Consider the following 26,669-nt stretch of genomic DNA (forward strand, 5'->3'; position numbering starts at 1 on the left):
ATCAGGTATGAATTTCACTTTACTGGCTGCCTATAGCCTCAGCGTAGTAACCCTGTTGTTAACTCCGGGTCCTGTCGTGGCGCTGATTACCACCACCGCGTCGCAGCACGGCTATCGCCGGGCCTTTCTCACGCTGATTGGCACTAACGGCGCTTCTTTAGTATTGATTGCTCTGGCTGCACTGATGTTAGCTGGTGTGGTTTCAATCTCTGCGATATGGCTTGGCGTACTGGGTCTTGTGGGATCGTTGTATATCGGTGTGATGGCGATTAACGGCCTGCGGGCCAGGGACTCAAACCCCGGACTGTGTGCGCCAAAACGCGATAACAGCGGGCTTATCCATGGATTTCTGACAGGGGTCGCTAACCCAAAGGACATTTTGTTTTTCGTAGCGTTTTTTCCCCAGTTCATTGCCATTACGCAAGATTTCACCACCAGCATTCTGACGCTAACGCTGGTGTGGGTTATTTTTGATGTTACGGTGCTGTCTTTTTACATCATAGTTTTCAAACGCTGGATGCCAGAGCGGTTTGCCAGACGCAGCGTTTTTATCTCCTCCCTGTTTCTACTCGCGGTGGCGGCGTTTGGCATTATTTATAATGTACACGCGCTACAAATGCTCTCACCCGCGATGTGATCCCCAACGAATTGTTCAGCCAGACATCTGATCTTGCACCGGGAGGAATAAAATAAGAACAAATCGACATTAACATTATTAATGGATTTATAAACCAGGATTCAGAAAATATAGACGATAACATTTTCCCGGCGTTCAACTGGCACCCTCACCCATGACAATGCATCAACGGCGACAGGTGCCATTTCATTTTCTAAGCGAAGTAGAGGTGTGTTGCCATCTGGCACAACCGTGCTTTCACCGATCTCAAGAACGCCCCGAAAAGAAATGGACACATTGTCTGGCGTATCCGACAACCTTATCCATTCGGTTGTAATCACTAACTTTCGAGTAAACATTCGCTGTCCTTTGCGTGTGGTATATATCCGATAATTTCACAGGTAGATCAATACACTCTTTGAACAAACAGAAATTTGTCCCCCATATCAGTTAAGCATTACTTAACAGAAAGAAAATTGAAGTAATAAAACTCATTCGAAATATGTTTCACAAATTCAACCGGCAGGTTATGTTTGATGAACGTTAACTTTGCAAACTCAATATCGCCGTACACTCGAATACAGAAAGGTTTGACTATCTCGCCCTGCACGCCAAAGCACTCCTGAAGCCGGGTGTCATCCATAAAAATAAAGTCACCTTTTCTGACCTTAATACTTTCATGAAGGCCTTGCCACTTCTCCGGAGTGAGCAGAAAGCTCTCCCATCCATTATTTCTCAACACTTCAATCGTGTGAGTAAATTTAAAATAGTCGTTTTGCATTGTCACATCACCACTCGATGTGGCGTACAAATATTCTATTTTAAATTTAAGTTGTGCATTGAGGCTTTTTTTCTTCCCCTCATCAATTAACCACTGAAGCTCACTGACAATGCTCTTCGAAAAGATTTTTCTTTTTTTGGCAATAGCCAGCCAATGCATAATGAATAGATGCTCTGACATTTTAGAGTAGATTTTATGATCCTTTATTGCAATACCAATTGCGACTAACGCACTCCAGGTAAAGGCTTCAAGATCATCCTGATAATGATGTCGTAACGTACTAACTCTTCCAGAATCCCTTACCACTTAAACCTGCCCAAATAAATCATCATTGTTATTCCACGTCATTCTTGTATTACTCTATTAAAAAATTACTACAACTAAAATCGCCAAAATATGATCCAGATTAACTTATCCCTATGTAATAAACGTGCAAATATAATACATCATACTTATTAATCATTAATCCGGGGTAGCTCAACAATGACTAATAAGAATAATGCGATAAAGATAAAGGTTAATAATAATCACCAGTAATCAATATCACCTTCTGTGATGAGACCTGTAAACAGAAAAAGCAAACTACCGGGCATTCAGCAAGCCGGAAGTTTGCTTATTACAGACGAAGTTAATAGAAAATACCGATGATCAGGGTATGCGTTACAAAGCCCACAATCAACGGTACAGCGGTACGTTTAACCACATCAAATGGCGTTATTTTCGCCCCACTGGAAACGGCAATCACCACGCCGGAAACCGGTGAAATTGCCCGCCCCATATGTGATGCCTGCTGCATCGGCAGGATCATGGCAACAGCGTTAGCGCCCATACTTGCCGCGATTTGCGGGATCAGCTCAACGAAAGCAAGGAATGGCGCATTACCCGATCCCATAATAATTGCTGCCGCCAGCGTCACCAGCGCAAATACCACCGCCATAGCAAATGGAGGTAATCCCACGTGCTCCGCCATCAGGATTAATTGATCAATGGCACCAATAACTTTAATCCCGTGAGCAAAAACACCTGCCGCAACCAGTAGCCCAACCACCCCGGTAAAGGCGGTGCCCATGCCTTTAAGGAAATGGCTGAATCCTTCGCATACTGACTTTAAATCACGCACCCGCAGCCACTCAATCAACATGCAGACAGCCATCGAAATGAGCACAATGGTGATAATATTCAAGTTAATACCACTGACGAACATTTCCGATGATCCCACCGCCATCAGTATCGGAAGCATCGGGAGAAGCGCATAAAAAGCCGGGGCTTTTCCTGAATCAGTCACCTCAGCGCTACCGATTTCCCGTGGAAGCGTCCCCGCTTTACGGTCGCAATGCCGCTGCCAGAAGAAATGGCAGACGCCGACGACCAGCACGGTTGCCAGCGCTGCGGGTCCCTGGTGGTAAACAACGTATTCCACCACATCCATATTGACCGCTTTAGATCCCCTGATAGCATCGATGGCCGTCGGGGTATACGCCACACCAAGCGAGGTGGCAATAACCCCAGCAGCCGAGGCCGCAGAAAGCCCTAACCCCAGCATAATGGGGAACATCGTCCCCATCAGCAATACGGCAAGCCCGGTAGCGGATGGGATAGCCAACTGCAGGAGGCTGGCGAGCAGATAGGAGAAAAATAGAAGCACATAGGGCGAACGCAGCGCGCGCAAAGGTTTCGTCACGACCCGCACAACCGCTTCATTTGCCCCGATATGATCCATGTAATGCGCAAATCCCATAAGCGCCATAATCATCAGGCCGAGATCGGCAGCACGCGTACTAAAGAGATCGCGCATCACCTCGAAAGGATCGAGAAATGAAATCCCCGTACTGGCGACGCCCTTCGGTAATACAGAACCCCATCCGGTTAACGCCGTACAAATCATCAACACCAGGCCCGCAATGAACAGCACGGGTTCAGCGCGATAACCTTTCAGTATCAGACGCGCGACCACCACGATAACCAGTAGGGCAATTAACACCTGAATCATGACTGAGCTCTCCTCTGCGCGAACTCAGCAAAGGTTTCCTCAATGACCGCTACCACCACATCGCTGGCGGCTCGCAGTGAACGCACCGGTAGATATTCATAAATTGAATGAAAGTTATGAGCACCGGTAAAAATATTCGGGCAAGGCAGTCCTTTCTGCGATAGCACTGCGCCATCATACCCACCACGCATAGCGACAGGTTGCGGGGTAATGCCACACTTCTGATACGCGCGTAACGCAATATCAATCGGGTAGTGTGCATCGCCCTGCAAGCTATTGAACACATTGGCATAGCGATCGGTTAAATGACAGACCACGCTGTTTTCTCCCCACAGCGCGCAGGTGCTGACGGCAAGCTGGCGGATATATGCCATACGCGCCTTATACCCTTCTTCGGTAAAATCCCGGATATCCAGCTTAAGTACCGTACGGGCGCTGTTACCCTGAAGCTGTTTTACCCAGTAATACCCTTCGCGTCCTTCCGTATACTCAGGCGCCTCTCCTCCGGGCAGCATCGCAATAAACTTATGCGCCATCAGCAGAGAGTTCTTCAGCTTACCTTTGGCCGACATAGGGTGCGCGGACTGGCCGGTAAAGATGATTTCCGCATCACCCGCGTTCCAGTTCTCATAGACAAACTCTCCAATGCCGCAGCAGTCCAGGGTATAGCCAAAATCAGCGCCAAACGCAGCAACATCAAACGCTTTTGCTCCCCGTAATCCCTGCTCTTCATCAGGAACAAAACCGACCTTCACCGGCCCATGCTTAATCTCCGGATGCGCGACAAGGTACTCCAGAGCATTCATAATCGCGGCGATGGCGGCTTTATCATCAGCCCCTAGCAGACTGGTACCATCCGTCACCAGCAGGTCATCGCCGACATAATTTTTCAGTTCCGGAAATTCACTTTCACGCAGATAAATATTCAGCTCTTGATTCAGACACAAATCCCCACCGCTGTAGTGAAGACGTTGCGCATTTGTGTCCGCGGTCTGTTCCGCGCTGGTATCCAGATGACCAAAAAAGGAAACGACAGGGATCGTGTCATCGGTATTTCCAGGTAAGGTCGCGGTCACAATAGCGGTATCCCTGACCTCAATGTGTTCCATTCCTAATGCTTCAAGTTCTACTGCAAGTAGTTTTGCCAGTTCCATTTGACCAGGTGAAGAAGGCATTATCCCATTAGCACCATTTTCCCTTGAGGTCGTGGTATTGATTTTCGTGTAGTTAATAAAGCGTTCAACAATATCCATTCCAGGAGATCCTTTAATGTATCATTTACGAGGTACTGCAAGAGAAGACCTGCATACAGCGTGGGTTGAATAATCTGAGAACAAAATAAAATCAGCGCTCATCCCAGAACGCTGATTTTATGGGTGTTACGACAACGATTTATATAAAGGAAGATAAAAAAGGCCAGTAATTATACCAGTGATTAAAAACTCCATTTGATTGATAAAATCATATTCCCTGTCTGTTTTTACTACATTTTCCATGGTGTTAAGCTAACAGAAGTCATAAACGGCATTCGTATGCCTAAGGGATAATAAAAATCATTTAGATTCTTGCCCCCGACACCGACACAAGACATACCATCGCTATATTTTTTTAATGAACGAATGCTGTAACAGCAACATGCAACCGTTTGCACCTCTCTACAAATAGCCACTTAACGCACTAAAATCCGTGAACAAAATCACAATTACTTCAAAAGCGAGAATTAACATAACGCTTAAAAACAGACAGTTATAAGAAAAACTATATAATACCCCTATAAATAAAGATGAAATCACACTATTCATCATGAAATAGATTCATAGCGATACTATTTCAACATTACCGTATGGTTCACAGAACAAAATCTTTCGTCATCACTAATGCAAAACAACAAGAACAATAATATTAAATTATCTATTTATGACGATTATCAAAATTATACACAGGCAAAAAAAACCTCTCCCCTGAGAAGAGATTCAGGGCAGAGGTAATACGGGTGTTAAGGACATTTTTATAGTTTTGATGATAACAGAAGAGCTTCTTGCTGGATTGAGTATACACACTTCATGACGTTAAGAAAATTCTTAAAAAGAATTAAAAGAAAACACTATTAAAAATCATTTTTATAATAAAGACATGTTTATCAAATAAAACAAAATTAGGATAGGGGAAAATTAAACATCACTAATCTATAGTATTACGCAACTGGGACTAACAACACATCATTACGGCCAATACCACTACTGACGATGTCTGAATGTTCAATAAATTTAATATATTCATACACCGCTCAGCTAACGAGAGTTAAAAAATTATAAAATAAGCTAAACGCAATTTTTCGTCATAGATCACATTTTCCCGACAGGACGATTCCCCTACTTGCCCATACTGGTATGATTCAGCAGGTAAATACCTATCAACTCAACCCGAGGCTTTGATGCTGGAGAATGTAATCATCAGATAATCAGCTTACCGACCTTTTCAGGCCGGACTGGTTATCAATGCGCCGAAATCGAATGCGGACACCGCTGTGTGTTTGCACGTTTTGCACATGATGATTAAACAGGTTTTCCAGTATGAATTTATCCCGTCAGGAACAACGTACCTTACACGTTCTCGCCAAAGGTGGCCGTATTGCTCACGTCCGCGATGCATCTGGTCGCGTCACTTCCGTCGAATGCTATAGCCGCGAAGGGTTACTGCTCTGCGACTGCACGCTCGACGTATTCAAAAAACTCAGAACGAAAAAGCTGATCAAATCCGTTAATGGTCAGCCCTACCGCATCAATACCACCGGGCTGAACAACGTTCGCGCCCAACTGGATAATCGCTAAGGAGAGAGAGATGGATATCCCGAAGATTTTTACGATCAGCGAAAGCGCACATCGCATTCATAATCCGTTCACCGCGCAAAAATATGCGACGTTAGGTCAGGTTTTACGGATGCCCCCAGGAACCCGCATCCTGGATCTCGGCAGCGGCTCGGGCGAGATGTTGTGCACCTGGGCACGCGATCATGGAATTTCCGGCGTTGGTATCGATATGAGCCAGTTATTCAGTGAGCAAGCCACCCTGCGGGCAAGTGAATTGGGCGTCACTGAGCACGTGCGTTTTATTCATGCCGATGCAACAGGTTATATCGCCGAAGAAAAATTCGATATTGCCGCCTGCGTTGGTGCAACCTGGATTGCCGGCGGCGTTGTCGGAACGGTCAAACAACTGGAACAAAGTCTCAAACCAGGCGGGAGCCTGCTCATCGGCGAACCGTACTGGCGTCAGATGCCCGCAACGGAGGAGATCGCTATGGCTTGCGGCGCGACTTCAGTAGCCGATTTTCTTTCTCTGCCAGAACGCGTTTCGTCTTTCGACCTGCTCGGTTATGACGTGGTTGAAATGGTATTGGCCGACCAGGAAGGTTGGGACAGATACGAGGCGGCAAAATGGTTGACGATGCGCCGGTGGCTAGAGGCAAATCCGGACGATGATTTTGCCGCCAAAGTCAGAGAGCAACTGAGAAGTTCACCAGTACGCCACGTTGCATTCACCCGGGAATATATCGGGTGGGGCGTGTTCGCACTCATACAGAGGTAATATGTCCTGTCGGTATAGCCAGGCAGGTTATACCGACTTTTTCATCGCATCATCACTTACTTCATTAATACTTCAACAAATTTAGCTAACCATTGCGGATGTGCGGGCCATGCTGGTGCCGTCACCAGATTGCCATCAACGTGGGCCTGATCAATGCCAATATCGGCATAATGTCCACCGCTCAGACGAACCTCGGGCGCACAGGCCGGATAAGCGCTACAGGTCCGGTTTTCTAACACCCCCGCCGCCGCTAACAGTTGGGGCCCATGACAAACTGCGGCGATAGGCTTACCGGCAGTGTTGAAATCTTGCACCAGCTTAATGACATCCGGATTCAGTCGAAGATATTCCGGAGCACGCCCGCCGGGGATCAACAGTGCGTCGTAATCCGCAGCCCGCGCCTCGGCAAAATTCGCATTTAACGTAAAACGATGCCCCGGCTTTTCACTGTATGTCTGCGCCCCATCAAAGTCGTGAATGGCGGTTTGAACGTAGTCACCCTGACTTTTATCCGGACAGACGGCATCCACACGATGCCCAAGCATTTGCAAAGCCTGAAAAGGCACCATCGTTTCATAATCTTCGACATAATCTCCGACCAGCATCAGTATCTTCTTCATTCACTTCCCCCACTCACGGTTATTAATGATGAGAAATAACGGCCATCTTTACTATAGCCCACACGGTTCATGGCATTAATAAATACAACAGAACAATCGGTCAGATCACAATCCACGGCAAGGCCCGTCAGATGACGACCTTAGCATAAATGGCATGACATAATTCAGCTAGTAAATATATAGCAAAGTAATTTTAAAATTAACCTCAATAATATTAAGTGGGTTATTTATTATTTTATTTCGCTTATGTCAGGTAAAGTATGCGAAAGTTATTTCTGCGATGACAAAATGTACGTTCGTCAGACTTCATAGGGGGCGGCAAAGACGTACGCCACTCGCCTTCCCTGTCTGTAAAACAGTATCAATCATTAAAATATCATCCATACCACCAGTCCGCGTTTACACTGATAATTTCTGACTTTCAAGGCACACAGAAATTTTTCCAGATAAAATATATTTTTGCTACCTGGGTAGCAGAATTTCCTATAAATTTCGTATCCATTTTTCTGCAGAGTCCCGCCACCACAGACATATTAAAGAAATAATTATAATTAGAAGACAGTGGGTGATTCTCGTTTTAATATGTTTATAGCTTATTGATAAATGGAAAGGTTGAACATGTCTGATGCATTGACAGGACCGTTAACGCGCCTTATCGGCATAAGTAAAGAATTTGAATCTACCGCACCTCAAATTCCCAATGATTTATGCTCACAATTACATCAAATCAAGAATTTTTCCGCCTTTGTGCCGCTAATTGGAGTCTTTAGCGCGGGAAAATCATCTCTCCTCAATCTCTGGCTGGGGCAGAATATATTACCCGTTGACCAGGCACCGACCACCGCATTAGCAACTGAACTGCGGTATGGCGAACAGCAGTCTTTGATTATTACTTTGGCTGATGGCACTGTCAGAGAAGTACACTATGCACCGCAAAATGCACTGGAGGTAAATAATGACGCAACTCAGGAGGATCAGTTTGCCTGCTTAACCTTTCCTTCCTCTCGTCTTCGTGATTTGCGAGGGCTTATTCCGGTAGATATGCCGGGAGTCGATTCCGGAATAAAACGTCACGTTGATGCCTTTTATCGCTATGCAGAGCGTGGCGCCGCATTCGTTGTGGTCGTTTCTGCAGAAAGCGGAACGCTGCACGCCAGCCTTGCGGCTGTTCTCCATGAAATTGCTCTCCAGCCTGTTCCTGTAATCCTTGTCTTGACCAAGTGCGATAAGTCAACGCCAGAATCGTTGGAAAACGTAGAAGAAGAAATAGCAGGCAGACTTAGCGACATGGGATGTCCGCCGCAGATCGTCATGCGCGCAAGTCGTAACGATCAAGATACAGCCGAACGTCTGCAGAACGCTTTACTCCAGTTAAATGTTCAGGATCTCAAAATAACCCATTTCGCTGGACAGATTCTGTCGTCAGCATCTCGTCTAAAAGATCATATCGTTATGCTGCGCAAAAGCAGCACGCAGGATCCCAGCGCCCTGGACGCACAAATTTATCAGTACGAACGAGCTTATCAGGAGTTGAACGACTCTCTGGCTCGCCAGAAACGCCGTCTTTCCGGGACTCTTCGTCAGGAAACGATGGATAAAGTCAGCGGAGATGTACATAACGCATTGGTGAGAAATCTTGACGTATTATATGACTGCCTTGTCCAGGGAGAGGATATTTTCCAGACCCGTACGGCAGCGATTATAAGCGATGTCTATCGCACTTCCCTGAACCAAGCTCTGCGAGTCAATCTCTCAGACATCATCATGAATATGCAAAATGAGACCGGTGGTGACAACATTGATATTGGCAGTATTCTGCAAAATGGTTCGCAGACGGCAGTACTGGTTCTGGAAACCCTGGCAACCGTCAGTAAGGGAAGTCGCTGGTATAAACTTATCTCCACAGCCCTTGCAGTAACCACTTCCGTTATCAACCCTATTGTCGAGTTATTGATCATTTTCTTACCGGATATTATTAAGTTCTTTTCCGATCCGGAAGAACGTAAGCGAGAACTTGTTAAGCAAAACTTATTGGAGAAAGTCTTCCCTGAAATCCGGCGCCGGGCACGTGAAGCGCTCGCCGATATATTGCCAGAAATTGAGCTGGAACTGATCGCCAGTCTTGAGGAAGAGTGGCGTACCCGGATAGAAGAGAGCCGCAGGGCGCTTGAGTGTTGCCGTGAAGAAAAGCGCCAGCACGAAGCAGAGTGGCTTGCCCGGCAAGATAGCTGGTCCGCACAAATTGATGGCGTACGAATTATCATGCGGGAAATAGAACAACTGCAAAACTCACCAACTGTACATTCATAATATCTTCAGGGAAGATGAATCATGAACCAACTCACCCCACGCGAAAATATTCACGCGTTTATGCAAACGCTGGAAAACGTCTACACCCAGTTGTCACTTCACAAAGGCTTTCTGCGTGAAGAGGGGCTTTTTCAGCTAAACCAAATACTCGCGAACATGCACCGCAGTCTCGCTGCTGAAGACGAAGCCAGTAAACTATTGCGCATCGGTATTGTGGGTTCGGTAAAAGCAGGGAAATCCACATTTCTTAATGCTCTTCTGTTCAATGGACAGAATATTTTACCGAAAGCAGCGACACCAATGACGGCTTCACTTACCCGTCTACGCTATGCCCAGGAACAATGTGCAAAACTGGTTTTCTACTCCCCAGAGGACTGGCAAGATATTGAAAGCGACGCCGAAACTGCTGAGAGTATGATTGCCAAAAAGTTGGCAGAAGCGCGTACTCATCACGCCAATAATCTGCGAAACAGCTCCATTCACTTCAACGAAGAAAGAGTTCGCAAAAGTATTATCCACGAGCTTCCCCCCGAATTAGCCGCTTGTCGCGAACTCAAGAAAACCGCTGAAAAAGAAGGGCTGGATGTTTACAGCGAACTGGAAAAGGGAGAGCAGATTATCCCTTTTGACAACCTGAGCAATATCCAGGCAAAACTCAGTGAATACATCGGATCTCGTGGGCGTTTAACCCCACTCGTTCGCCATGTTGAGTTAAACCTTAATCATGACGTACTCCGCGATATCGAAATTATCGATACCCCAGGCTTGAACGATCCTGTGGTATCCCGTAGTCGGGAAACGATTAATTTCCTCTGCCAATGTGATTGCGTCATGATCCTCTCTTATGCGGGAGAATTTCTATCCAAGCAGGATATGGATCTTATTAAACATAAGTTAGTCAATGATGGCATTCTTCATCACACCATTATCGCCAGTAAAATGGATTTGGCGATTCAGGATCATCGCGGCCAGAAAACCTTTTTTAAGGATGCCTTTATGGCGACACGACAAAACGTCGTCAGCACCATGAAAGGTCGGTTTGACTCTCAGGAACCAGTCCTGGTTTCGGCTTTGCTGGAAGGTATCGCATGGAAAATGGAACAACAGTTACCTTTAAGCGAGGAAGAGCAACTCACCCGAGATAACCTGGCAAGCTTTACTAACGCCCCACATGAAGCGAAGGATTTTCGCTCCGTCGCGGGATTAAAAAGAGTTCACCAGGAACTGGAGCAGTGTCGGGAGAAAAAAGATCAGATCAGATACTCACATCAGATTGATTTGATCCGTGGTAAAAAAAGCGAGCTTCGCAACTGTCTTAAAAATCTCGAAACCTCTGCCCTGAGCGATAAAGAGACGCTTTCGTCAGTTGATCTGGAAACCCTACAGTCAGGGATGAATGCGCTCAATCAGAGTGTTAAGAAAATTGACGCTGATATTCATGTCCATTTCAGTACAGCCGAGTTGCAGATGCACCGGGAATTTGAACGTCTTAAATTACGTATTATTGGGCTTATTGATAATTATCGTGAACTGAATGTCAGCAGTAGGAGCCATGATGAAGATCGCTCCACAACCAGCGGTATGTTCTTCTGGAAGAAAACCCATACCCGAATTGTGTCTGTAACTGAACATCAGGCAGAAATTTCAGATATTATCAATACGTTACGCCGATATACTAACAACGTCGGAGCGGAAATCATTACCGCCTATGAACATTTTACGCCGCTGGATACCTTAAAGTCGCAGTTGAAAAAACATGTACTTGAAGCCTTCCACGAGGCAGATGTCACCTTTAGTAAAGAAACTATTCTTGGACCATTACAAATAAGCCTTGATAAGCTGCGTATCACTCCTCCCCATTACGAGCCACAAGCCGAGATCGACAGTATTGTGAATAAATTCGGTGCCAGCGTTAAGAATGAAGATATTGCCGAGCTAAAAGTGGCCCTGGAAAAGGCATTAGACAGCATAAGCAAGAAAATCAGACATACGCTTGATGAACAACAGGCTAGTTTTATCAGAACTCTTCATCAGCAAAATGACATGTTTGTTGGCGATATCAGCAAGTCTATCCAAAGTAATCTCGATAAGCTCTCAGCCCAATACAATGATAAGCAAAGTAATATTGCTCACTATGACGAAACGATAACACGACTACGAGAATTACGTGCCGAATTATCACATCTGGAGGTGTGAGGTGGATTTTGATGATTTATTCACAGATGAAATACCTCCAGACATTGCAGGCGATAGCATACTGGAGAAAGATAGCGCATTGGCGCTACTACTACGCCTGTATGCTAACAACACGCAAAATCAGAAGCATTTCGCGCATTTACGACGCAGCCTACAAGAGTATCTGCCAGAAATTATCAGCCGAGATGCGCTGACTGATGAACGTGAACGTAACCTGGTCAATGCATTTCGTACCTTAAGCGTGAAATTCGTCGAACAAGCGCAACTTCCGCAGCTTAAAAACAAGTGTCTGGTCGGCGTGGGAGGACGTTTTAGCGCAGGCAAATCGCAATTTATCAACATGCTGACCGGTCGACGCCACCTTCCAACAGGCCAGCGCCCAACGACGGCGGTAGCAACCTATTTGGTTAGTCAGGAATGTCCATCCATCACGGCTTATACAGCGAATGAAACGCGAGTTCCCCTCGAAGCGAAAGAGTTGGAAAGCATTGCCCATGTTTTTTTTGATAGCTACGGGCTGGGTTTCTCCGATATTCTCAAAAAAATAGTCATTGGGCAGCCAGATTTCCCGTGGCCGAATATCGCGCTGCTTGATACCCCAGGATATAACAATGATGATGAAGAAAACCGGGGAGATCGGTTGTTTGATGAAAAAATTGCCAGGGAGCACCTGAGCAATTGTGACTATGTTATTTGGCTGGCGACAGCCGATAATGGTTCATTAGGTCAGAGTGACATTACCTTTCTTCATTCCCTGCATTTAAGCCATCCTTGCCTGGTAGTATTAAACAAAGCAGATGGGAAAACCACAGACGATCTACACAGCATCATCAATACATTTAAAGACCAACTGGATAATGCCGGAATTGCGTATTGCGGCGTGACGGCCTTTTCATCAACGCTTAACACTGAGTATTTAGGCGCAACCCTGCTGCATGATTTTATTATCCAAGCCAGTAATGACCAACAGGCACGTCAGGATATGAGGCAAGAATTACTGAGTCTGCAGGCCGAATGGCAGCGGATGAATCGACATAAACGCGATGCACTAAACCATATCAACGCACCAATCAAGCGCGGTATTGTGAAAAGTGAATCGCCACAATATATCCGATCGTTGGTCGAAGCCTACAGCCTGAACCACTCGCAGATCGCCGATCTCGCTCGTCAGAATAAAGCCTTTAACCTTCAGATTGAAAAATTATTAAAATATGAATAAAGCGATGCCACATTTTCTTGATGAGCTGGTCAGCTTGCTACAGGATGATCCGCAACATGATACCTGGTCCACCCCATGGAAGCTGTTAAAAACCGCCTGCGATACACTTATCGAACAGCATTTATTACCCAGTAACTACCCGGAAAAAGCCGTACTTCAGTTAGCGCAACAACAAGCCCTTGATCGTCTTCAGGTCTTGCTGCGCTTTCCCCAGCTAATTAATCATCATGTAATCTGTTACATCGGCTTCAGAGGGCATGAACGCGACACATTGCTGCCTGCTTTTACTCAATCCCGACGTTTCCACCGGGCGAATGATACAATTCCGACATTGATGAGCCGCACATACGCGCATGCCTGTCACGGCGGTATCACGCTTTATCAAAAGCGTTGCCCAATGAACGAATCAGCCATCCTTGATACCTTTGAAAAAACACGACAGCATAAAGGGGAATTACATCATTTTATTTCCGCATTTGCACTCGCAGTACCCGGCGCAGGACCTGCAGTTACTCTGGTCGACATTCCGTACCGGGCTTCGCCGGACTCGCTCTATTTCAATGGATTTTTGGACGTTGCGGACACTATTGTCTTACCGGCCAGATCGCAATATCTAATAAAACGTACGCTGAATATACTTGAACAAACCGGAAGTACGGCGCAAATTCATCTGGTATCGATTGGTGATGGGCAATCCGCTGAACTAAAAAGCATGTTTCCAAAATTATCCATTCAGGAAACGCTACCGCCTGAACGAACCTCTCTACGTCCTACGGTTAACAGCGGCATTTATCGCGAGCTTGAAGCTATTTTCGACGAACCACTGCTTTGGCTGGAAGGCGAGATAAAACGCAGTAAACAAATTATCGTTAACGCGAATGCTGATCTGGTGCAAAACGACACCGACCCGCAGGCCAGTGAAGTTATCGAAACGATGATGCTACAAATGAAAACACAATGTGATGCGCTTGAAGATGCTGCTCAACGCTATCGCCAGAGTCTGGATCAACTGTTAAGCCAGTGCAGAGAAGTTGAAACGCTTGTAGAACAACAACAAGCCCCAGCCCTGCACGGAAAAGATGCTCATTCCACTCTGCGAGATCGAAAGTGGAAATATGCACAGCAGCGTTTTATTTCTTTGTGTTACGCGAAGCAAATAAGCAAGGCCACACGTCTTGCCAGCGATATGCGTCTCGCTGGTTATCCTTATGTGAACATCCTTGAGCTCTTTATTAATGAACTCAACAATATGCCATTGAATAGCGCACATCTGGCAGAGCTGAGTGTGCTGAGTGGCTGCAAAAACGAATTTATTTATCGTACCTGTCTGCATTTTCGCTCCGCGCTGAAGGTAAGCGATGCTGAAGCAGGTCAGAGCTATGCCGCAAATATTACATGCCGGACAGGTGAAGAATTTTATACGCTTGGCTGCTGGAAACTCACAACCCGCGCCAGCGAAGGCGAAAAAAACCTTCGTCGCGCTTATATGCTGGGCGAGCCCCTTGCCGGCGACCTCTTATTACGTTGCATAGATAAAAAATCCCCCGCCGAAGCTGAAGCTACCCTGCGTTATCTGGCTAATGCCCTACATCCCGGCGCTAATTATCGCTTCGGATGCCAATTTATAAAAGATAATCGCAAGGATAACGCTCATCTTCATTTACGCATTGCTGCAGCCTTAGGGCATCTGGACGCGCTTAAAATGATCGCCAGGATGGAGTACAACAAATATGTGCCGTCACAGGAAATGACCCCTGCGAGAAAAAATGCGCTCAGTATTTATCATTATCTCTGGCACACTACATGCGGTACTCAAGGTAATAATGAGGTATTTCTGGATGACGATGATCGCTATATTTACGGCAGTTTGCTGCACTTACAAAAATCATTTACCGAAGCATATGCAATCCTTGAAAAATGCCATCAGGCCAGAGCCTGGACTTTATTAGGCAGGATGAACCACTATGGCGACGGTAAGCCGGTAAATCTCGATTTGGCGAGAGCCTATTATCAAAAAAGCGTCAGTGCTGGTGATAAAAGTGCAACAAAAATGCTAATGCGCCTGGAAGAGACCGCAAAAGCGAAAGCCCGCAGAGAAAATACCTACAACACGACTTACCAGCGTACGGAACATACTTCTTATTCCAGCTCCTCGAGTGACAGCAGCTGTTTTCTTACCACCGCAACCTGTCGCGTAATGGGTTATGAGGACGATTGCGAAGTTTTGCAATCCTTCCGCCATTTTCGTGACCACGTACTGCTTACGGAGTCTGAGGGCGAAAAATTGGTTGGTGAGTATTATCAAATTGCCCCCAGGCTCCTTGAAAAAATTGACGCAAGAGCCAATCCTCAAGCGATCTACCAATCAATGTGGGATGACTATATCAAACCGGGCTATGACCTCTTGCAGGCTGGGCGTCACCAGGAAGCAAAAGAACTTTATATAAAACTCGTTACAACATTAATGAAAACCTACCTTTAGTTAAGGTTAAGACTATGTAAACCCTGTGTTTAGAGCCTCGTTAACAGCTGTCAACGCTCAGAACGGGGGCGCATTCTGATGATGCGCTCCCGTTGGTACTACTTAAAACGACATATCCATCACTCCCATGCCCGCTCAGATTTCGCGGCGTCAAACTGTGGCGGCGGTTTGCGAAACCGTCCGGTCAGCCAGGCGAGATACACCAACCCTAACCCGGCCCATACCAGTCCCAGCGTCAACGATGTCACCTCCAGATTCACCCACAGTACGGCAACCGTGGCGGCACCGACCATTGGCAATACCAGATAGTGCAGCTTCTCCTGCCAGGTATGCTTGCGTCCTTCACGACGCCAGAAGTGGTTAAACACGGAGAGATTAACGAACGTAAAGGCCACCAGCGCACCAAAGTTAATCAACGCCGTGGCAGTCACCAGGTCAAAAAACAGGGCCGACAACGCCACAATCCCAACCATGATGACGTTCAACGCGGGAGTACGCCATTTGGGATGGACATAACCAAAGTACTTCTCCGGGAAGACGTTATCGCGGCCCATCACGTACAGCAGACGCGAAACGCTGGCATGCGACGCCAGACCTGAAGCCAGCGTATTCACAAAGGTGGTACACAGGAAAATAGACTGGAACAGCTTGCCGCCGACGTACAGCGCAATCTCCGGCAGCGCCGCATCCGGGTCTTTGAATCGGCTAATGTCCGGGAAAAACAGTTGCATAAAGAACGAGGCGGCAATGAAGATCAGCCCACCGTACAGCGCGGTAAGAAAAATAGCTTTCGGAATGGTGCGCGCAGCATCCGGCGTCTCTTCGGAGAGAGTCGTCACCGCGTCAAAGCCGAGAAACGAGAAGCAGACAATGGTCGCCCCGGTGATAATCGGGATCAAATGCGCATTCTGGCTGATAAACGGTTGCAGCGACCAGACGGTCCCAACCCCTTCCCCTTTGTGCAGCCCCTGCACCACGAGGAAAATGAACACCACGATGATCGCCACCTGCACCAGTACAAACAGCGCATTGAAGTTCGCTACCAGATTAACGCTTTTCAGATTGGCCGCGGTGAGGATCGCGACGAACATCACCACCCAAATCCATGGCGCGACCCCCGGGAACAGCGCGGAAAGGTAAATTTTCGCCAATAGTACGTTAATCATCGGCAGGAAAAGGTAGTCAAGCAGTGACGACCAGCCGACCATAAACCCGACATGCGGATTAATCGCTTTTTGCGCGTAGGTATAGGCCGAGCCGGCCTGTGGAAACTGGCGCACCAGCTTTCCATAACTGATGGCGGTAAACAGTACTCCCGCCAGGGCCAGCAGGTAGGAGGCCGGAACATGGCCATTGCTGATACCCGAAACAATGCCAAAGGTGTCAAACACCGTCATCGGCGTGAGATAGGCCAGCCCCATCACCACCACCTGCCACAGCTTGAGGGATTTACGCAGCTGTGCTTTGCCTGGCTGGACAGAATGATCTGCAGAAGAGTTAGTCGACATAGTTTTCCTCCCCGCTGCGAGTCCAGATCTGCGTTCGAAACGTGGGTACAGCAGACCTGGGTCGTGTCGGGGAGGAATGGCATAAAAAAGGCGTCAATGTGGTACGGCACAGATGCGGTCCGTATTTACTGCGGGAGCCATGAATACTCACGCGGGGCAGGTTTTTAAACATTGGCATCATCACATTTCCTCGTCACAAACTCTGTCGGTTATCTGAAGACCCGTTGTCGCCCGCGCTCCATTACGCGACATCCGGGAAATGGCAGGTATTCCTGCAATTTTTACGGGCTGGCTCCGCTCAGCCCGCATGATGCGACTTCTTTTTCAATGACCTGTACAACGGTCAGGCGTTTTTCAGCATCCACTCAATTTCAGTGTCGGTTATCAGACGTTCAAACTGGATAAGCTCATCGTTTTTACAGGCGTGATACACATGGCTAAACCGCTCACCCAATAGTTCACGCAGACTGTCATTTTGCATGAACTCCCACAGTGCATCGCTCTGGCGAATCGGGAACGGCAGCCCTTCCTGCTCCAGACCGTTGCCCTCTACTTCTTCTTGTAATGGCAGTTCGTTATCCAGACCGTGAAGGATCCCTGCCAGGATGGTCGACATCACCAGATACGGGTTGGCATCAGCCCCCGCTACGCGATATTCAACCCGATGGTTATCACGGTCACCGCAGGGAATACGCAGCGCCACCGTACGATTGTTATGCCCCCAGGAAGCCTGAGTCGGAACATACATCCCCGGCTGGAAGCGGCGATAGGAGTTCACATTCGGCGCCAGCAGCGCCATTGACGCGGGCATCAGATCAATCATCCCGGCAAGCGCACGCTTTAATAACGCGGAATCATCGCCATTCGCATCAGCCAGAACGTTCTCACCTTTGTTATTCATGACGCTGATGTGGATATGCATCCCGCTACCGGCATGCTCCTCATAAGGCTTTGCCATAAACGTGGCATGCATCTTATGTTTCTCTGCCACCAGCCGTACCAGACGTTTCAGCGCCAGTGCGTCGTCGCAGGCGTCGAGCACGTTGTCGGTATGGTAGAGGTTGATTTCAAACTGCCCAGGGGAGGCTTCAGCCACCGCGCCGTCAGCCGGGATCAGCTGCAAACGGGCCAGTTCATCGATATCGTTCAGCACATCAGCAAAATGGTTCAGGTTATCAACCGAATAAACCTGACTTTGGGTATTACGATCGTCCGTTCCCGGCGCGCATGGCGGCTGCAGATAACCTTCGGGATCGCGCTTACGATCGAGTAAATAGAACTCCAGCTCTACCGCTACGACGGGGAACAGACCGCGCTGGCGAAGTTTCTGCCAGAGTCGGTTTAGTACGTTCCGCGGCTCAACGTCAAAGGGAGCGCCATCTTCATCCAGCATCGTCAGCATCATCTGCGCAATAAATTCCGGATCGGCAGCCGAAGGGGTTAACGTACCTGCCACGGGTACACAGGTCCGATCCGGTTCGCCAAGCTCCTGGCCTAATCCCGCCTCTTCGACCACATTGCCCAGAATATCCATCGCGAAAACGGATGCCGGGAAATAGCAGCCTTTCTCTAACTTATGCAATCCCGCAACGGGAAGGCGCTTACCGCGAAAACAGCCATTAAGGTCGGTTAACAACACATCCACATACTGCGTATTAGGATAGCGTTCCAGATACTGCTTAACTTCGCGCGCAAACGCGCTACTTCGTCTCTCTTCAGAATGCTGAACAAAATTCTCAACTTCTACGATATTGGTTTCCATGATTCACCGCCGTTGGCCTGGTAAGCTGTTCTGTGATTTAACTGTTAAATATAATGTCCACCCTTCGACTCTGGATGCAAACAAATTGTTTGTCAAATGTTAAATTAAGTTTGCTAGAAGGTTATTCCGCTGCTAGATTGAGAAAATAATGAACGGAATGGCACAACAAGGAACCGTTTGGCAATAATTTATTCCAAAACGTGAGGTCGATCATGGGCAATATATTTGACAAGCCAGTTATTGGTGTAGTGATGTGTAGGAACAGGCTTAAGGGTCACCAGACCCAGACTCTGCAAGAAAAGTACCTGAATGCGGTATTAAATGCCGGTGGATTACCGATAGCGCTTCCCCATGCGCTTGCGGAACCCGAATTGTTGAACGCGCTGTTACCAAAACTGGACGGTATCTTCCTGCCAGGAAGCCCAAGCAATGTGCAGCCGCACCTCTATGGTGAAAATGGCGATGAGTCTGACGCCGATCCCGGGCGTGATCTTCTGAGCATGGCGCTAATTACCGCCGGGCTCGAAAGGCGCATTCCCATTTTCGCCATCTGCCGGGGCTTACAGGAATTAGTTGTCGCCACTGGCGGGACTCTGTATCGTCGCCTGTGCGATCATCCACAGTTCCTGGAACATCGTGAAGATGCGGAACTCCCGGTGGAGCAGCAATATGCGCCATCTCATGAAGTCCAGGTTCAACAGGGAGGATTGCTATCTCAGTTAATACCAGGTTGCAGCACGTTTTGGGTTAACTCCTTGCATGGTCAGGGCGCAAAAACCCTTGGCCCGCAGCTGCGCGTGGAAGCACGCTCGCAGGATGGATTAGTGGAAGCTGCCAGCGTCCATGACCATCCTTTCGCGCTCGGCGTGCAGTGGCACCCGGAATGGAACAGTAGCGAATACGCCCTGTCGCGTTTGTTACTTGAAGGTTTTATCACCGCTTGTCAGAACCACCTCGCTGAAAAACAGCGACTCTGACCACTACAGTTAAGGAAATGCAATTATGAGCGATGACGGCCTGGCGCCGGGTAAACGTTTGTCAGAGATCCGCCAGCAATTGGGTCTTTCGCAGCGTCGTGCCGCCGAACTGTCTGGGTTAACGCATAGCGCCATCAGCACCATAGAGCAGGATAAAGTCAGTCCTGCCATCAGTACGCTGCAAAAGCTATTGAAAGTATATGGGCTGTCGCTCTCCGAGTTCTTCGCGGAACCGGAAAAGCCTGACGAACCGCAGGTGGTTATCAATCAGGATGATTTGATTGAGATCGGGAGTCAGGGAGTATCCATGAAGCTGGTACACAACGGAAATCCGAATCGTACGCTGGCAATGATGTTTGAAACCTATCAGCCAGGTACGACAACCGGGGAGAGAATTAAACACCAGGGTGAAGAGATTGGCACAATACTGGAAGGTGAAGTGATACTGACCATCAACGGTCAAACGTATCCTCTTGTTGCAGGACAAAGCTATGCCATTAACACTGGCATACCACACAGTTTCAGCAACACCTCGGCAGGGATCTGCCGCATCATCAGTGCCCACACTCCCACCACTTTCTAATAAGTAGCGGCCTGAGTTTCTCAGGCCTTCTTAAATAACGCGCATTAACAGGGTACATCCCTGGGGCATCGTGCAGCCTGATTTTGCCTGAAAAAGATCAGCAACGAACTTTATCTTATTGATATAAAAGGAGTAGCTATGAACTTTCAGAATCTTAAATATTGGCGTGAGAAAGCCAGCCATTATTCACCAGAGACCCGTTTATTTATTAACGGCGAATATTGTGCCGCCGCTGATAACGAAACCTTTATTACGCTGGATCCGGCAGGACAACGTCCTCTGGCTAAAGTCGCCCGCGGTAAAAAAGCGGATGTGGACCGCGCGGTCACCGCAGCCCGTACCGTCTTTGAACGCGGAGACTGGTCGCAAGCATCACCCGCAGAGCGCAAAGCGGTACTGCACAAACTCGCCGATTTAATGGAGCAGCATCACGAGGAGCTGGCGCTACTGGAAACGCTCGATACCGGTAAACCGATTCGCCATAGCCTGCGTGATGATATTCCCGGCGCGGCGCGCGCCATCCGCTGGTATGCCGAAGCTATAGATAAAGTCTATGGCGAAGTTGCCACTACCTCGGTGAACGATCTGGCACTGATTGTGCGCGAACCGGTGGGCGTGATTGCGGCCATAGTACCGTGGAATTTTCCCCTGCTGCTGGCCTGCTGGAAACTCGGCCCGGCACTGGCGGCGGGCAACAGCGTGATCCTCAAGCCTTCCGAAAAATCACCGCTGACCGCCATTCGCCTGGCTGCGCTGGCTAAAAAAGCAGGTTTGCCCGATGGCGTTCTCAGCGTTGTTAGCGGGTATGGTCACGAAGCGGGCCAGGCGTTGTCACAGCATCCGGATGTTGATGTGATCACCTTTACCGGCTCGACCCGTACCGGCAAGCAACTGCTCAAAGACGCTGGCGACAGCAACATGAAACGCGTCTGGCTGGAGGCCGGAGGTAAAAGCGCCAATATCGTGTTTGCCGACTGTCCGGATCTGCCGAAAGCCGCCGCTAATGCAGCGGCAGGTATCTTCTATAACCAGGGCCAGGTTTGTATCGCCGGAACGCGCCTGCTGCTGGAAGAGAGTATTGCCGACGAGTTCATCGCCCTGCTGAAAGAGCAGGCGAAAAACTGGCAGCCTGGCAACCCGTTGGATCCGGAAACCACGATGGGCACGCTTATCGACAATGCGCATGCCGACACCGTGCACGGTTTTATCCGCGACGGTGAAGCGCAAGGCACGCTGGCGCTGGATGGCCGCAGCCACGTACATCCGGCCGCTATCGGTCCGACTATTTTTGTCGATACCGCACCGCAGGCCCACGTCAGCCGCGATGAAATCTTCGGCCCGGTACTGGTCGTCACCCGTTTTAGCAGTGAAGCCGAAGCCCTGGCGTTAGCCAACGACAGTGACTACGGCCTCGGCGCCGCAGTCTGGACCCGTGATTTATCGCGCGCCCACCGTATGAGCCGTCGCCTGAAAGCCGGCTCAGTCTTCGTGAATAACTACAACGACGGTGATATGACCGTGCCGTTCGGCGGTTATAAGCAAAGCGGTAACGGACGCGATAAATCCCTGCATGCGCTGGAAAAATTTAGCGAACTGAAAACCATCTGGATCTCCCTGGAGTCTTAATCATGACTGAACATACCAGCAGTTATTACGCCGCAAGCGCCAATCAGTACGAACCGTTTCCAACCCTTAGCGAATCGGTTAGCTGTGATGTTTGCGTGGTGGGCGGTGGTTATACCGGACTCTCCTCCGCCCTGCATTTAGCGGAAATGGGTTACGACGTGGTGCTACTGGAATCCGCGCGTATTGGTTTCGGGGCCAGCGGACGTAACGGCGGTCAGTTGGTGAACTCCTACAGTCGCGATATCGACGTTATCGAACGTACCTATGGCCCGGACGCCGCTAAAATGCTCGGTGGAATGATGTTTGAAGGCGGCAATATCATCCGCGAACGCATCAAGCGTTATCAGATCGAATGCGATTATCGTCCCGGCGGGCTGTTTGTAGCGCTGAACCACAAACAGATGGAAACGCTGGAAGAGCAGAAGTCGAACTGGGAACGCTACGGCAACACGCAGCTTGAACTGTTAGACAGTAGTGAAATTCGTCGCGAAGTCAGCAGCGATCGTTATGTCGGCGCGCTGCTCGACCACAGCGGTGGTCATATTCACCCGCTGAACCTGGCGATTGGCGAAGCTAACGCCATTCGTCTGAACGGCGGACGCGTCTACGAACAGTCGCCAGTCACCCGTATTCAGCACACCAGCCCTGCAGTGATCAGCACTGAAAAAGGTCAGGTGACGGCCCGCTTTGTGATCGTCGCGGGCAACGCCTACCTCGGAGACAAACTGGAGCCTGCGCTGGCAAAAAGCAGTATGCCGTGCGGCACGCAGGTATTAACCACCGAACCGCTGTCGGCGGAGATGGCGCGCTCGCTAATCCCGAAAAACTACTGCGTGGAAGATTGTAACTACCTGCTCGATTACTACCGTCTGACCGGCGATAACCGCCTGCTGTACGGCGGCGGTGTAGTCTATGGCGCTCGCGATCCGGATGATATTGAGCGTCTGGTGATGCCGAAACTGCTGAAGACCTTCCCGCAATTACAGGGGGTAAAAATTGATTTCCGCTGGACCGGTAATTTCCTGTTAACGCTGTCTCGCATGCCGCAGTTCGGCCGTCTTGATACCAACATCTACTATATGCAGGGCTACAGCGGCCACGGCGTGACCTGTACTCACCTTGCAGGACGCCTGATTTCCGAACTGCTGCGTGGGGATGCCGAGCGCTTTGACGCGTTCGCCAAACTGCCGCACTACCCGTTCCCGGGAGGCCGCAGCCTGCGCATTCCGTTTACCGCCATGGGGGCGGCATATTACAGCTTACGCGATCGCCTTGGGGTTTAAGTTCTTCCGCGATAAACCCGACGCACAGGGCGGTCCCCCCTGTGCGTTTTTTTATTCCTGGAAAGCGAAAAACAGATAACAGGTACGAAAATACCGCAATAGGACATAACCACACTCTTTGCATTGTTTCTCCCTTCCGATCGGATACGCTTTTTTAGATATCGCTGGCGGCATGCGCCAGAACTCAACGGGGGAAGAAACGCGTGTTATGAATACGAATAACGAGGAGACCTTTTATCAGGCGATGCGTCGCAAAGGCGTAAGCAGACGCAGTTTTCTCAAATATTGTAGCCTCGCCGCTACATCGCTGGGGTTGGGAGCCGGAATGACGCCCAGAATTGCATGGGCGCTGGAGAACAAACCCCGGATCCCGGTAGTCTGGATCCACGGGCTGGAATGCACCTGCTGCACCGAATCATTTATCCGCTCCTCTCACCCACTTGCCAAAGACGTCATCCTCTCCCTGATTTCCCTCGATTACGACGACACGCTGATGGCCGCCGCCGGAACGCAGGCCGAAGAGGTATTTGAAGACATTCTGAGCCGCTACCACGGCCGATATATTCTGGCAGTCGAAGGTAATCCTCCACTGGGCGAGCAAGGGATGTTTTGCATCAGCAGCGGGCGTCCTTTTATTGAAAAGCTAAAAAGAGCCGCGGCAGGTGCCAGCGCGATTATCGCCTGGGGAACCTGCGCCTCCTGGGGCTGCGTGCAGGCTGCCCGGCCTAACCCCACCCAGGCGACACCAATCGATAAGGTGATCACCGATAAGCCGATCGTGAAAGTGCCCGGCTGCCCGCCGATTCCGGATGTCATGAGCGCCATCATTACCTACCTGGTGACGTTTGGAAGGTTGCCTGAACTCGACCGTCTGGGTCGTCCGCTGATGTTCTATGGTCAGCGTATCCACGACAAATGCTACCGCCGCGCCCACTTTGACGCCGGGGAGTTCGTTGAGAGTTGGGACGATGACGCTGCCCGCCAAGGCTATTGCCTGTACAAAATGGGTTGCAAAGGGCCAACCACCTATAACGCCTGTTCCACCACCCGCTGGAATGGTGGCGTTTCCTTCCCCATCCAGTCCGGCCACGGTTGTCTGGGATGTTCGGAAAACGGCTTCTGGGATCGCGGTTCGTTCTACAGCCGCGTGGTCGATATTCCACAGATGGGAACGCATTCAACCGCCGATACCGTGGGCCTCACCGCGCTAGGCGTCGTGGCGGCCGGTGTCGGTGTTCACGCAGTCGCCAGCGCCGTCAATCAACACCACCGCCACAAACAGCAACTAGCCGACGCCGGACAACAGTCTCCAGACAATAAGGATAAACAGGCATGAGCAATTCGTATCAAACCCAGGGATATACGGTCAATAATGCCGGTCGCCGCCTGGTTGTCGACCCCATCACGCGCATTGAAGGCCATATGCGTTGTGAAGTGAACATTAATGAGCAGAACATCATCACCAACGCGGTTTCCTGCGGCACCATGTTCCGCGGGCTGGAGATCATTCTACAGGGGCGCGACCCGCGCGATGCCTGGGCATTTGTCGAACGAATTTGCGGAGTGTGCACCGGCGTACATGCGCTCGCCTCGGTCTATGCCATTGAGGACGCTATTGGCATCAAGGTGCCCGACAACGCCAACATCATTCGCAATATTATGCTGGCGACGCTGTGGTGCCACGACCATCTGGTGCACTTTTACCAGTTAGCCGGAATGGACTGGATTGACGTGCTGAATGCCCTGAAAGCAGACCCGCGCGCCACATCGCAGTTGGCACAAAGCCTTTCAGCCTGGCCGATGTCTTCTCCAGGCTACTTCTTTGACGTTCAAAATCGCCTGAAGAAATTTGTCGAAGGCGGTCAGTTGGGGATTTTCCGCAACGGTTACTGGGGACATCCGCAGTACAAGCTGTCGCCAGAGGCCAACCTGATGGGCTTTGCCCACTATCTGGAAGCGCTCGATTTTCAGCGCGAGATCATCAAAATCCATACGGTGTTTGGCGGTAAGAATCCGCATCCGAACTGGATTGTCGGCGGGATGCCGTGCGCTATCAATATCGATCAGAGCGGCGCGGTAGGCGCAGTCGATATGGAACGCCTGAACCTGGTGCAGTCGATCATCACCCGCACCGCCGACTTCATCAACAACGTCATGGTGCCTGACGCGCTGGCTATCGGCCAGTTCAATAAACCCTGGAGCCAGATTGGCACCGGGCTTTCTGATAAGTGCGTCTTAAGCTACGGCGCGTTCCCGGATATCGCCAATGACTTCAGCGCGAAGAGCCTGTTGATGCCTGGCGGTGCGGTGATTAACGGTGATTTTAACAACGTCATGCCGGTGGACCTGGACGATCAGCAGCAAATTCAGGAGTTTGTCGATCATGCCTGGTATCGTTATCCGGACGATCAATTAGGCCGTCATCCGTTCGAAGGGATTACTGAACCCTGGTATAACCCGGGCGATGTCAAAGGCAGCGATACCGATATCAAGCAGCTCAACGAACAGGAACGCTATTCGTGGATTAAAGCCCCGCGCTGGCGGGGACACGCTATGGAAGTTGGGCCGTTGGCGCGTACGCTGATTGCCTATCACAAAGGGGATGCCGCCACGATTGAATCCGTGGATCGCATGATGTCCGCTCTCAAGCTGCCGCTATCGGGTATGCAATCAACGCTGGGACGTATTCTGTGTCGCGCGCACGAAGCGCAGTGGGCCGCGAGCAAGTTGCAATATTTCTTCGACAAGCTGATGACCAACCTGAAAAACGGCAATCTGGCTACCGCAAATACCGAAAAGTGGGAGCCTGAAAGCTGGCCGCAGCACTGTCGCGGGATCGGTTTTACCGAAGCGCCGCGCGGAGCATTAGGCCACTGGGCATCGATTCGCGACCAGAAGATCGACCTGTATCAATGCGTGGTGCCGACCACCTGGAATGCCAGCCCGCGCGATCCAAAGGGACAAATTGGCGCTTACGAGGCGGCGCTGATGGGCACCCAAATGGCGATACCGGATCAACCGCTGGAGATCCTGCGCACCTTGCACAGCTTCGACCCCTGCCTGGCATGTTCAACCCACGTACTCGGCGACGACGGCAGCGAACTTATCGCCGTCCAGGTTCGCTAAGC

Annotated in this window: 20 protein-coding genes; 13 read left to right on the forward strand and 7 right to left on the reverse strand. The window is 49.5% G+C overall.

What is annotated here, in order from left to right; all coding sequences use genetic code 11:
* Nucleotides 1-7: 7 nt before the first annotated feature.
* Complete coding sequence (locus OGY06_RS09480; protein WP_003830892.1) at nucleotides 8-637, forward strand: LysE family translocator; 630 nt, start codon at nucleotides 8-10, stop codon at nucleotides 635-637.
* A gap of 101 nt (nucleotides 638-738) precedes the next feature.
* On the opposite strand, the gene OGY06_RS09485 is transcribed toward OGY06_RS09480, so the two are convergent.
* The 4 genes from OGY06_RS09485 to pepT form a co-directional block, all read right to left on the reverse strand.
* Complete coding sequence (locus OGY06_RS09485) at nucleotides 739-975, reverse strand: hypothetical protein (protein ID WP_003830891.1); 237 nt, start codon at nucleotides 973-975, stop codon at nucleotides 739-741.
* Between the two features lie 98 nt (nucleotides 976-1,073).
* Nucleotides 1,074-1,703, reverse strand: coding sequence for a DUF2913 family protein (locus OGY06_RS09490; protein WP_048226383.1), 630 nt, complete (start codon nucleotides 1,701-1,703; stop codon nucleotides 1,074-1,076).
* Between the two features lie 322 nt (nucleotides 1,704-2,025).
* Nucleotides 2,026-3,387, reverse strand: a complete 1,362-nt coding sequence (gene dcuC / locus OGY06_RS09495; protein ID WP_003830889.1) for a C4-dicarboxylate transporter DcuC — start codon at nucleotides 3,385-3,387, stop codon at nucleotides 2,026-2,028.
* Nucleotides 3,384-4,640: a peptidase T gene (gene pepT, locus OGY06_RS09500; RefSeq protein ID WP_003830887.1), complete on the reverse strand. Its 1,257-nt coding sequence runs from the start codon at nucleotides 4,638-4,640 to the stop codon at nucleotides 3,384-3,386. The genes dcuC and pepT overlap by 4 nt, the downstream gene beginning before the upstream one ends.
* 1,320 nt (nucleotides 4,641-5,960) lie before the next feature.
* Here pepT and OGY06_RS09505 point away from each other — a divergent pair.
* Both OGY06_RS09505 and OGY06_RS09510 read left to right on the forward strand, forming a co-directional pair.
* Nucleotides 5,961-6,218: a YjhX family toxin gene (locus OGY06_RS09505; RefSeq protein WP_003021255.1), complete on the forward strand. Its 258-nt coding sequence runs from the start codon at nucleotides 5,961-5,963 to the stop codon at nucleotides 6,216-6,218.
* Nucleotides 6,219-6,228: 10 nt separating this feature from the next.
* Nucleotides 6,229-6,975, forward strand: coding sequence for an SAM-dependent methyltransferase (locus OGY06_RS09510; RefSeq protein WP_218667612.1), 747 nt, complete (start codon nucleotides 6,229-6,231; stop codon nucleotides 6,973-6,975).
* A 56-nt stretch (nucleotides 6,976-7,031) separates the two neighbouring features.
* On the opposite strand, the gene OGY06_RS09515 is transcribed toward OGY06_RS09510, so the two are convergent.
* Nucleotides 7,032-7,595 (reverse strand): DJ-1/PfpI family protein, encoded by a 564-nt coding sequence (locus tag OGY06_RS09515; protein WP_003830885.1) that lies wholly within the window; start codon nucleotides 7,593-7,595, stop codon nucleotides 7,032-7,034.
* Between the two features lie 618 nt (nucleotides 7,596-8,213).
* Between OGY06_RS09515 and OGY06_RS09520 the strand changes: the two genes are divergently transcribed.
* The 4 genes from OGY06_RS09520 to OGY06_RS09535 are packed head-to-tail and all read left to right on the forward strand — an operon-like array spanning nucleotide 8,214 to nucleotide 15,802.
* On the forward strand, nucleotides 8,214-9,905 hold the full coding sequence (locus OGY06_RS09520) for a dynamin family protein (RefSeq protein ID WP_286605167.1): 1,692 nt from the start codon (nucleotides 8,214-8,216) through the stop codon (nucleotides 9,903-9,905).
* Nucleotides 9,906-9,926: 21 nt separating this feature from the next.
* On the forward strand, nucleotides 9,927-12,101 hold the full coding sequence (locus tag OGY06_RS09525) for a dynamin family protein (RefSeq protein ID WP_286605169.1): 2,175 nt from the start codon (nucleotides 9,927-9,929) through the stop codon (nucleotides 12,099-12,101).
* A 1-nt stretch (nucleotide 12,102) separates the two neighbouring features.
* Complete coding sequence (locus OGY06_RS09530; RefSeq protein ID WP_257661387.1) at nucleotides 12,103-13,320, forward strand: dynamin family protein; 1,218 nt, start codon at nucleotides 12,103-12,105, stop codon at nucleotides 13,318-13,320.
* Nucleotides 13,313-15,802, forward strand: a complete 2,490-nt coding sequence (locus tag OGY06_RS09535) for a CFI-box-CTERM domain-containing protein (RefSeq protein ID WP_286605171.1) — start codon at nucleotides 13,313-13,315, stop codon at nucleotides 15,800-15,802. Before OGY06_RS09530 ends, OGY06_RS09535 begins: the two co-directional genes overlap by 8 nt.
* Before the next feature lie 119 nt (nucleotides 15,803-15,921).
* Here OGY06_RS09535 and OGY06_RS09540 read toward each other — a convergent pair whose 3' ends face one another.
* A complete protein-coding gene (locus tag OGY06_RS09540) occupies nucleotides 15,922-17,310 on the reverse strand; it encodes an APC family permease (RefSeq protein WP_149334955.1) in 1,389 nt (462 codons plus the stop codon).
* 343 nt (nucleotides 17,311-17,653) lie between these two features.
* The gene (locus tag OGY06_RS09545; RefSeq protein WP_003830879.1) at nucleotides 17,654-19,072 is read right to left on the reverse strand and encodes a glutamine synthetase family protein; all 1,419 of its coding nucleotides are present in this window, start codon (nucleotides 19,070-19,072) and stop codon (nucleotides 17,654-17,656) included.
* A 212-nt stretch (nucleotides 19,073-19,284) separates the two neighbouring features.
* On the opposite strand from OGY06_RS09545, the gene puuD reads away from it, so the two are divergent.
* The 6 genes from puuD (at nucleotide 19,285) to hyaB (ending at nucleotide 26,667) form a co-directional block, all read left to right on the forward strand.
* A complete protein-coding gene (gene puuD / locus OGY06_RS09550) occupies nucleotides 19,285-20,049 on the forward strand; it encodes a gamma-glutamyl-gamma-aminobutyrate hydrolase (protein ID WP_003830878.1) in 765 nt (254 codons plus the stop codon).
* Nucleotides 20,050-20,074: 25 nt separating this feature from the next.
* Entirely contained in the window at nucleotides 20,075-20,632 is a 558-nt protein-coding gene (gene puuR / locus OGY06_RS09555) for an HTH-type transcriptional regulator PuuR (protein WP_003830877.1), read from the forward strand.
* 138 nt (nucleotides 20,633-20,770) lie between these two features.
* The gene (gene puuC / locus OGY06_RS09560) at nucleotides 20,771-22,258 is read left to right on the forward strand and encodes an aldehyde dehydrogenase PuuC (protein WP_048226397.1); all 1,488 of its coding nucleotides are present in this window, start codon (nucleotides 20,771-20,773) and stop codon (nucleotides 22,256-22,258) included.
* 2 nt (nucleotides 22,259-22,260) lie between these two features.
* Nucleotides 22,261-23,541: an NAD(P)/FAD-dependent oxidoreductase gene (locus tag OGY06_RS09565; protein WP_003830874.1), complete on the forward strand. Its 1,281-nt coding sequence runs from the start codon at nucleotides 22,261-22,263 to the stop codon at nucleotides 23,539-23,541.
* Between the two features lie 208 nt (nucleotides 23,542-23,749).
* Nucleotides 23,750-24,877 carry a hydrogenase 1 small subunit gene (gene hyaA / locus OGY06_RS09570; RefSeq protein WP_032934533.1) on the forward strand — a complete coding sequence of 376 codons (1,128 nt, stop codon included), beginning with the start codon at nucleotides 23,750-23,752 and terminating at the stop codon, nucleotides 24,875-24,877.
* A complete protein-coding gene (hyaB, locus tag OGY06_RS09575) occupies nucleotides 24,874-26,667 on the forward strand; it encodes a Ni/Fe-hydrogenase large subunit (RefSeq protein WP_063941955.1) in 1,794 nt (597 codons plus the stop codon). The genes hyaA and hyaB overlap by 4 nt, the downstream gene beginning before the upstream one ends.
* Nucleotides 26,668-26,669: the final 2 nt, after the last annotated feature.

The organism is Citrobacter sp. Cpo147 (assembly GCF_030332405.1).
Taxonomy (GTDB): domain Bacteria; phylum Pseudomonadota; class Gammaproteobacteria; order Enterobacterales; family Enterobacteriaceae; genus Citrobacter; species Citrobacter portucalensis.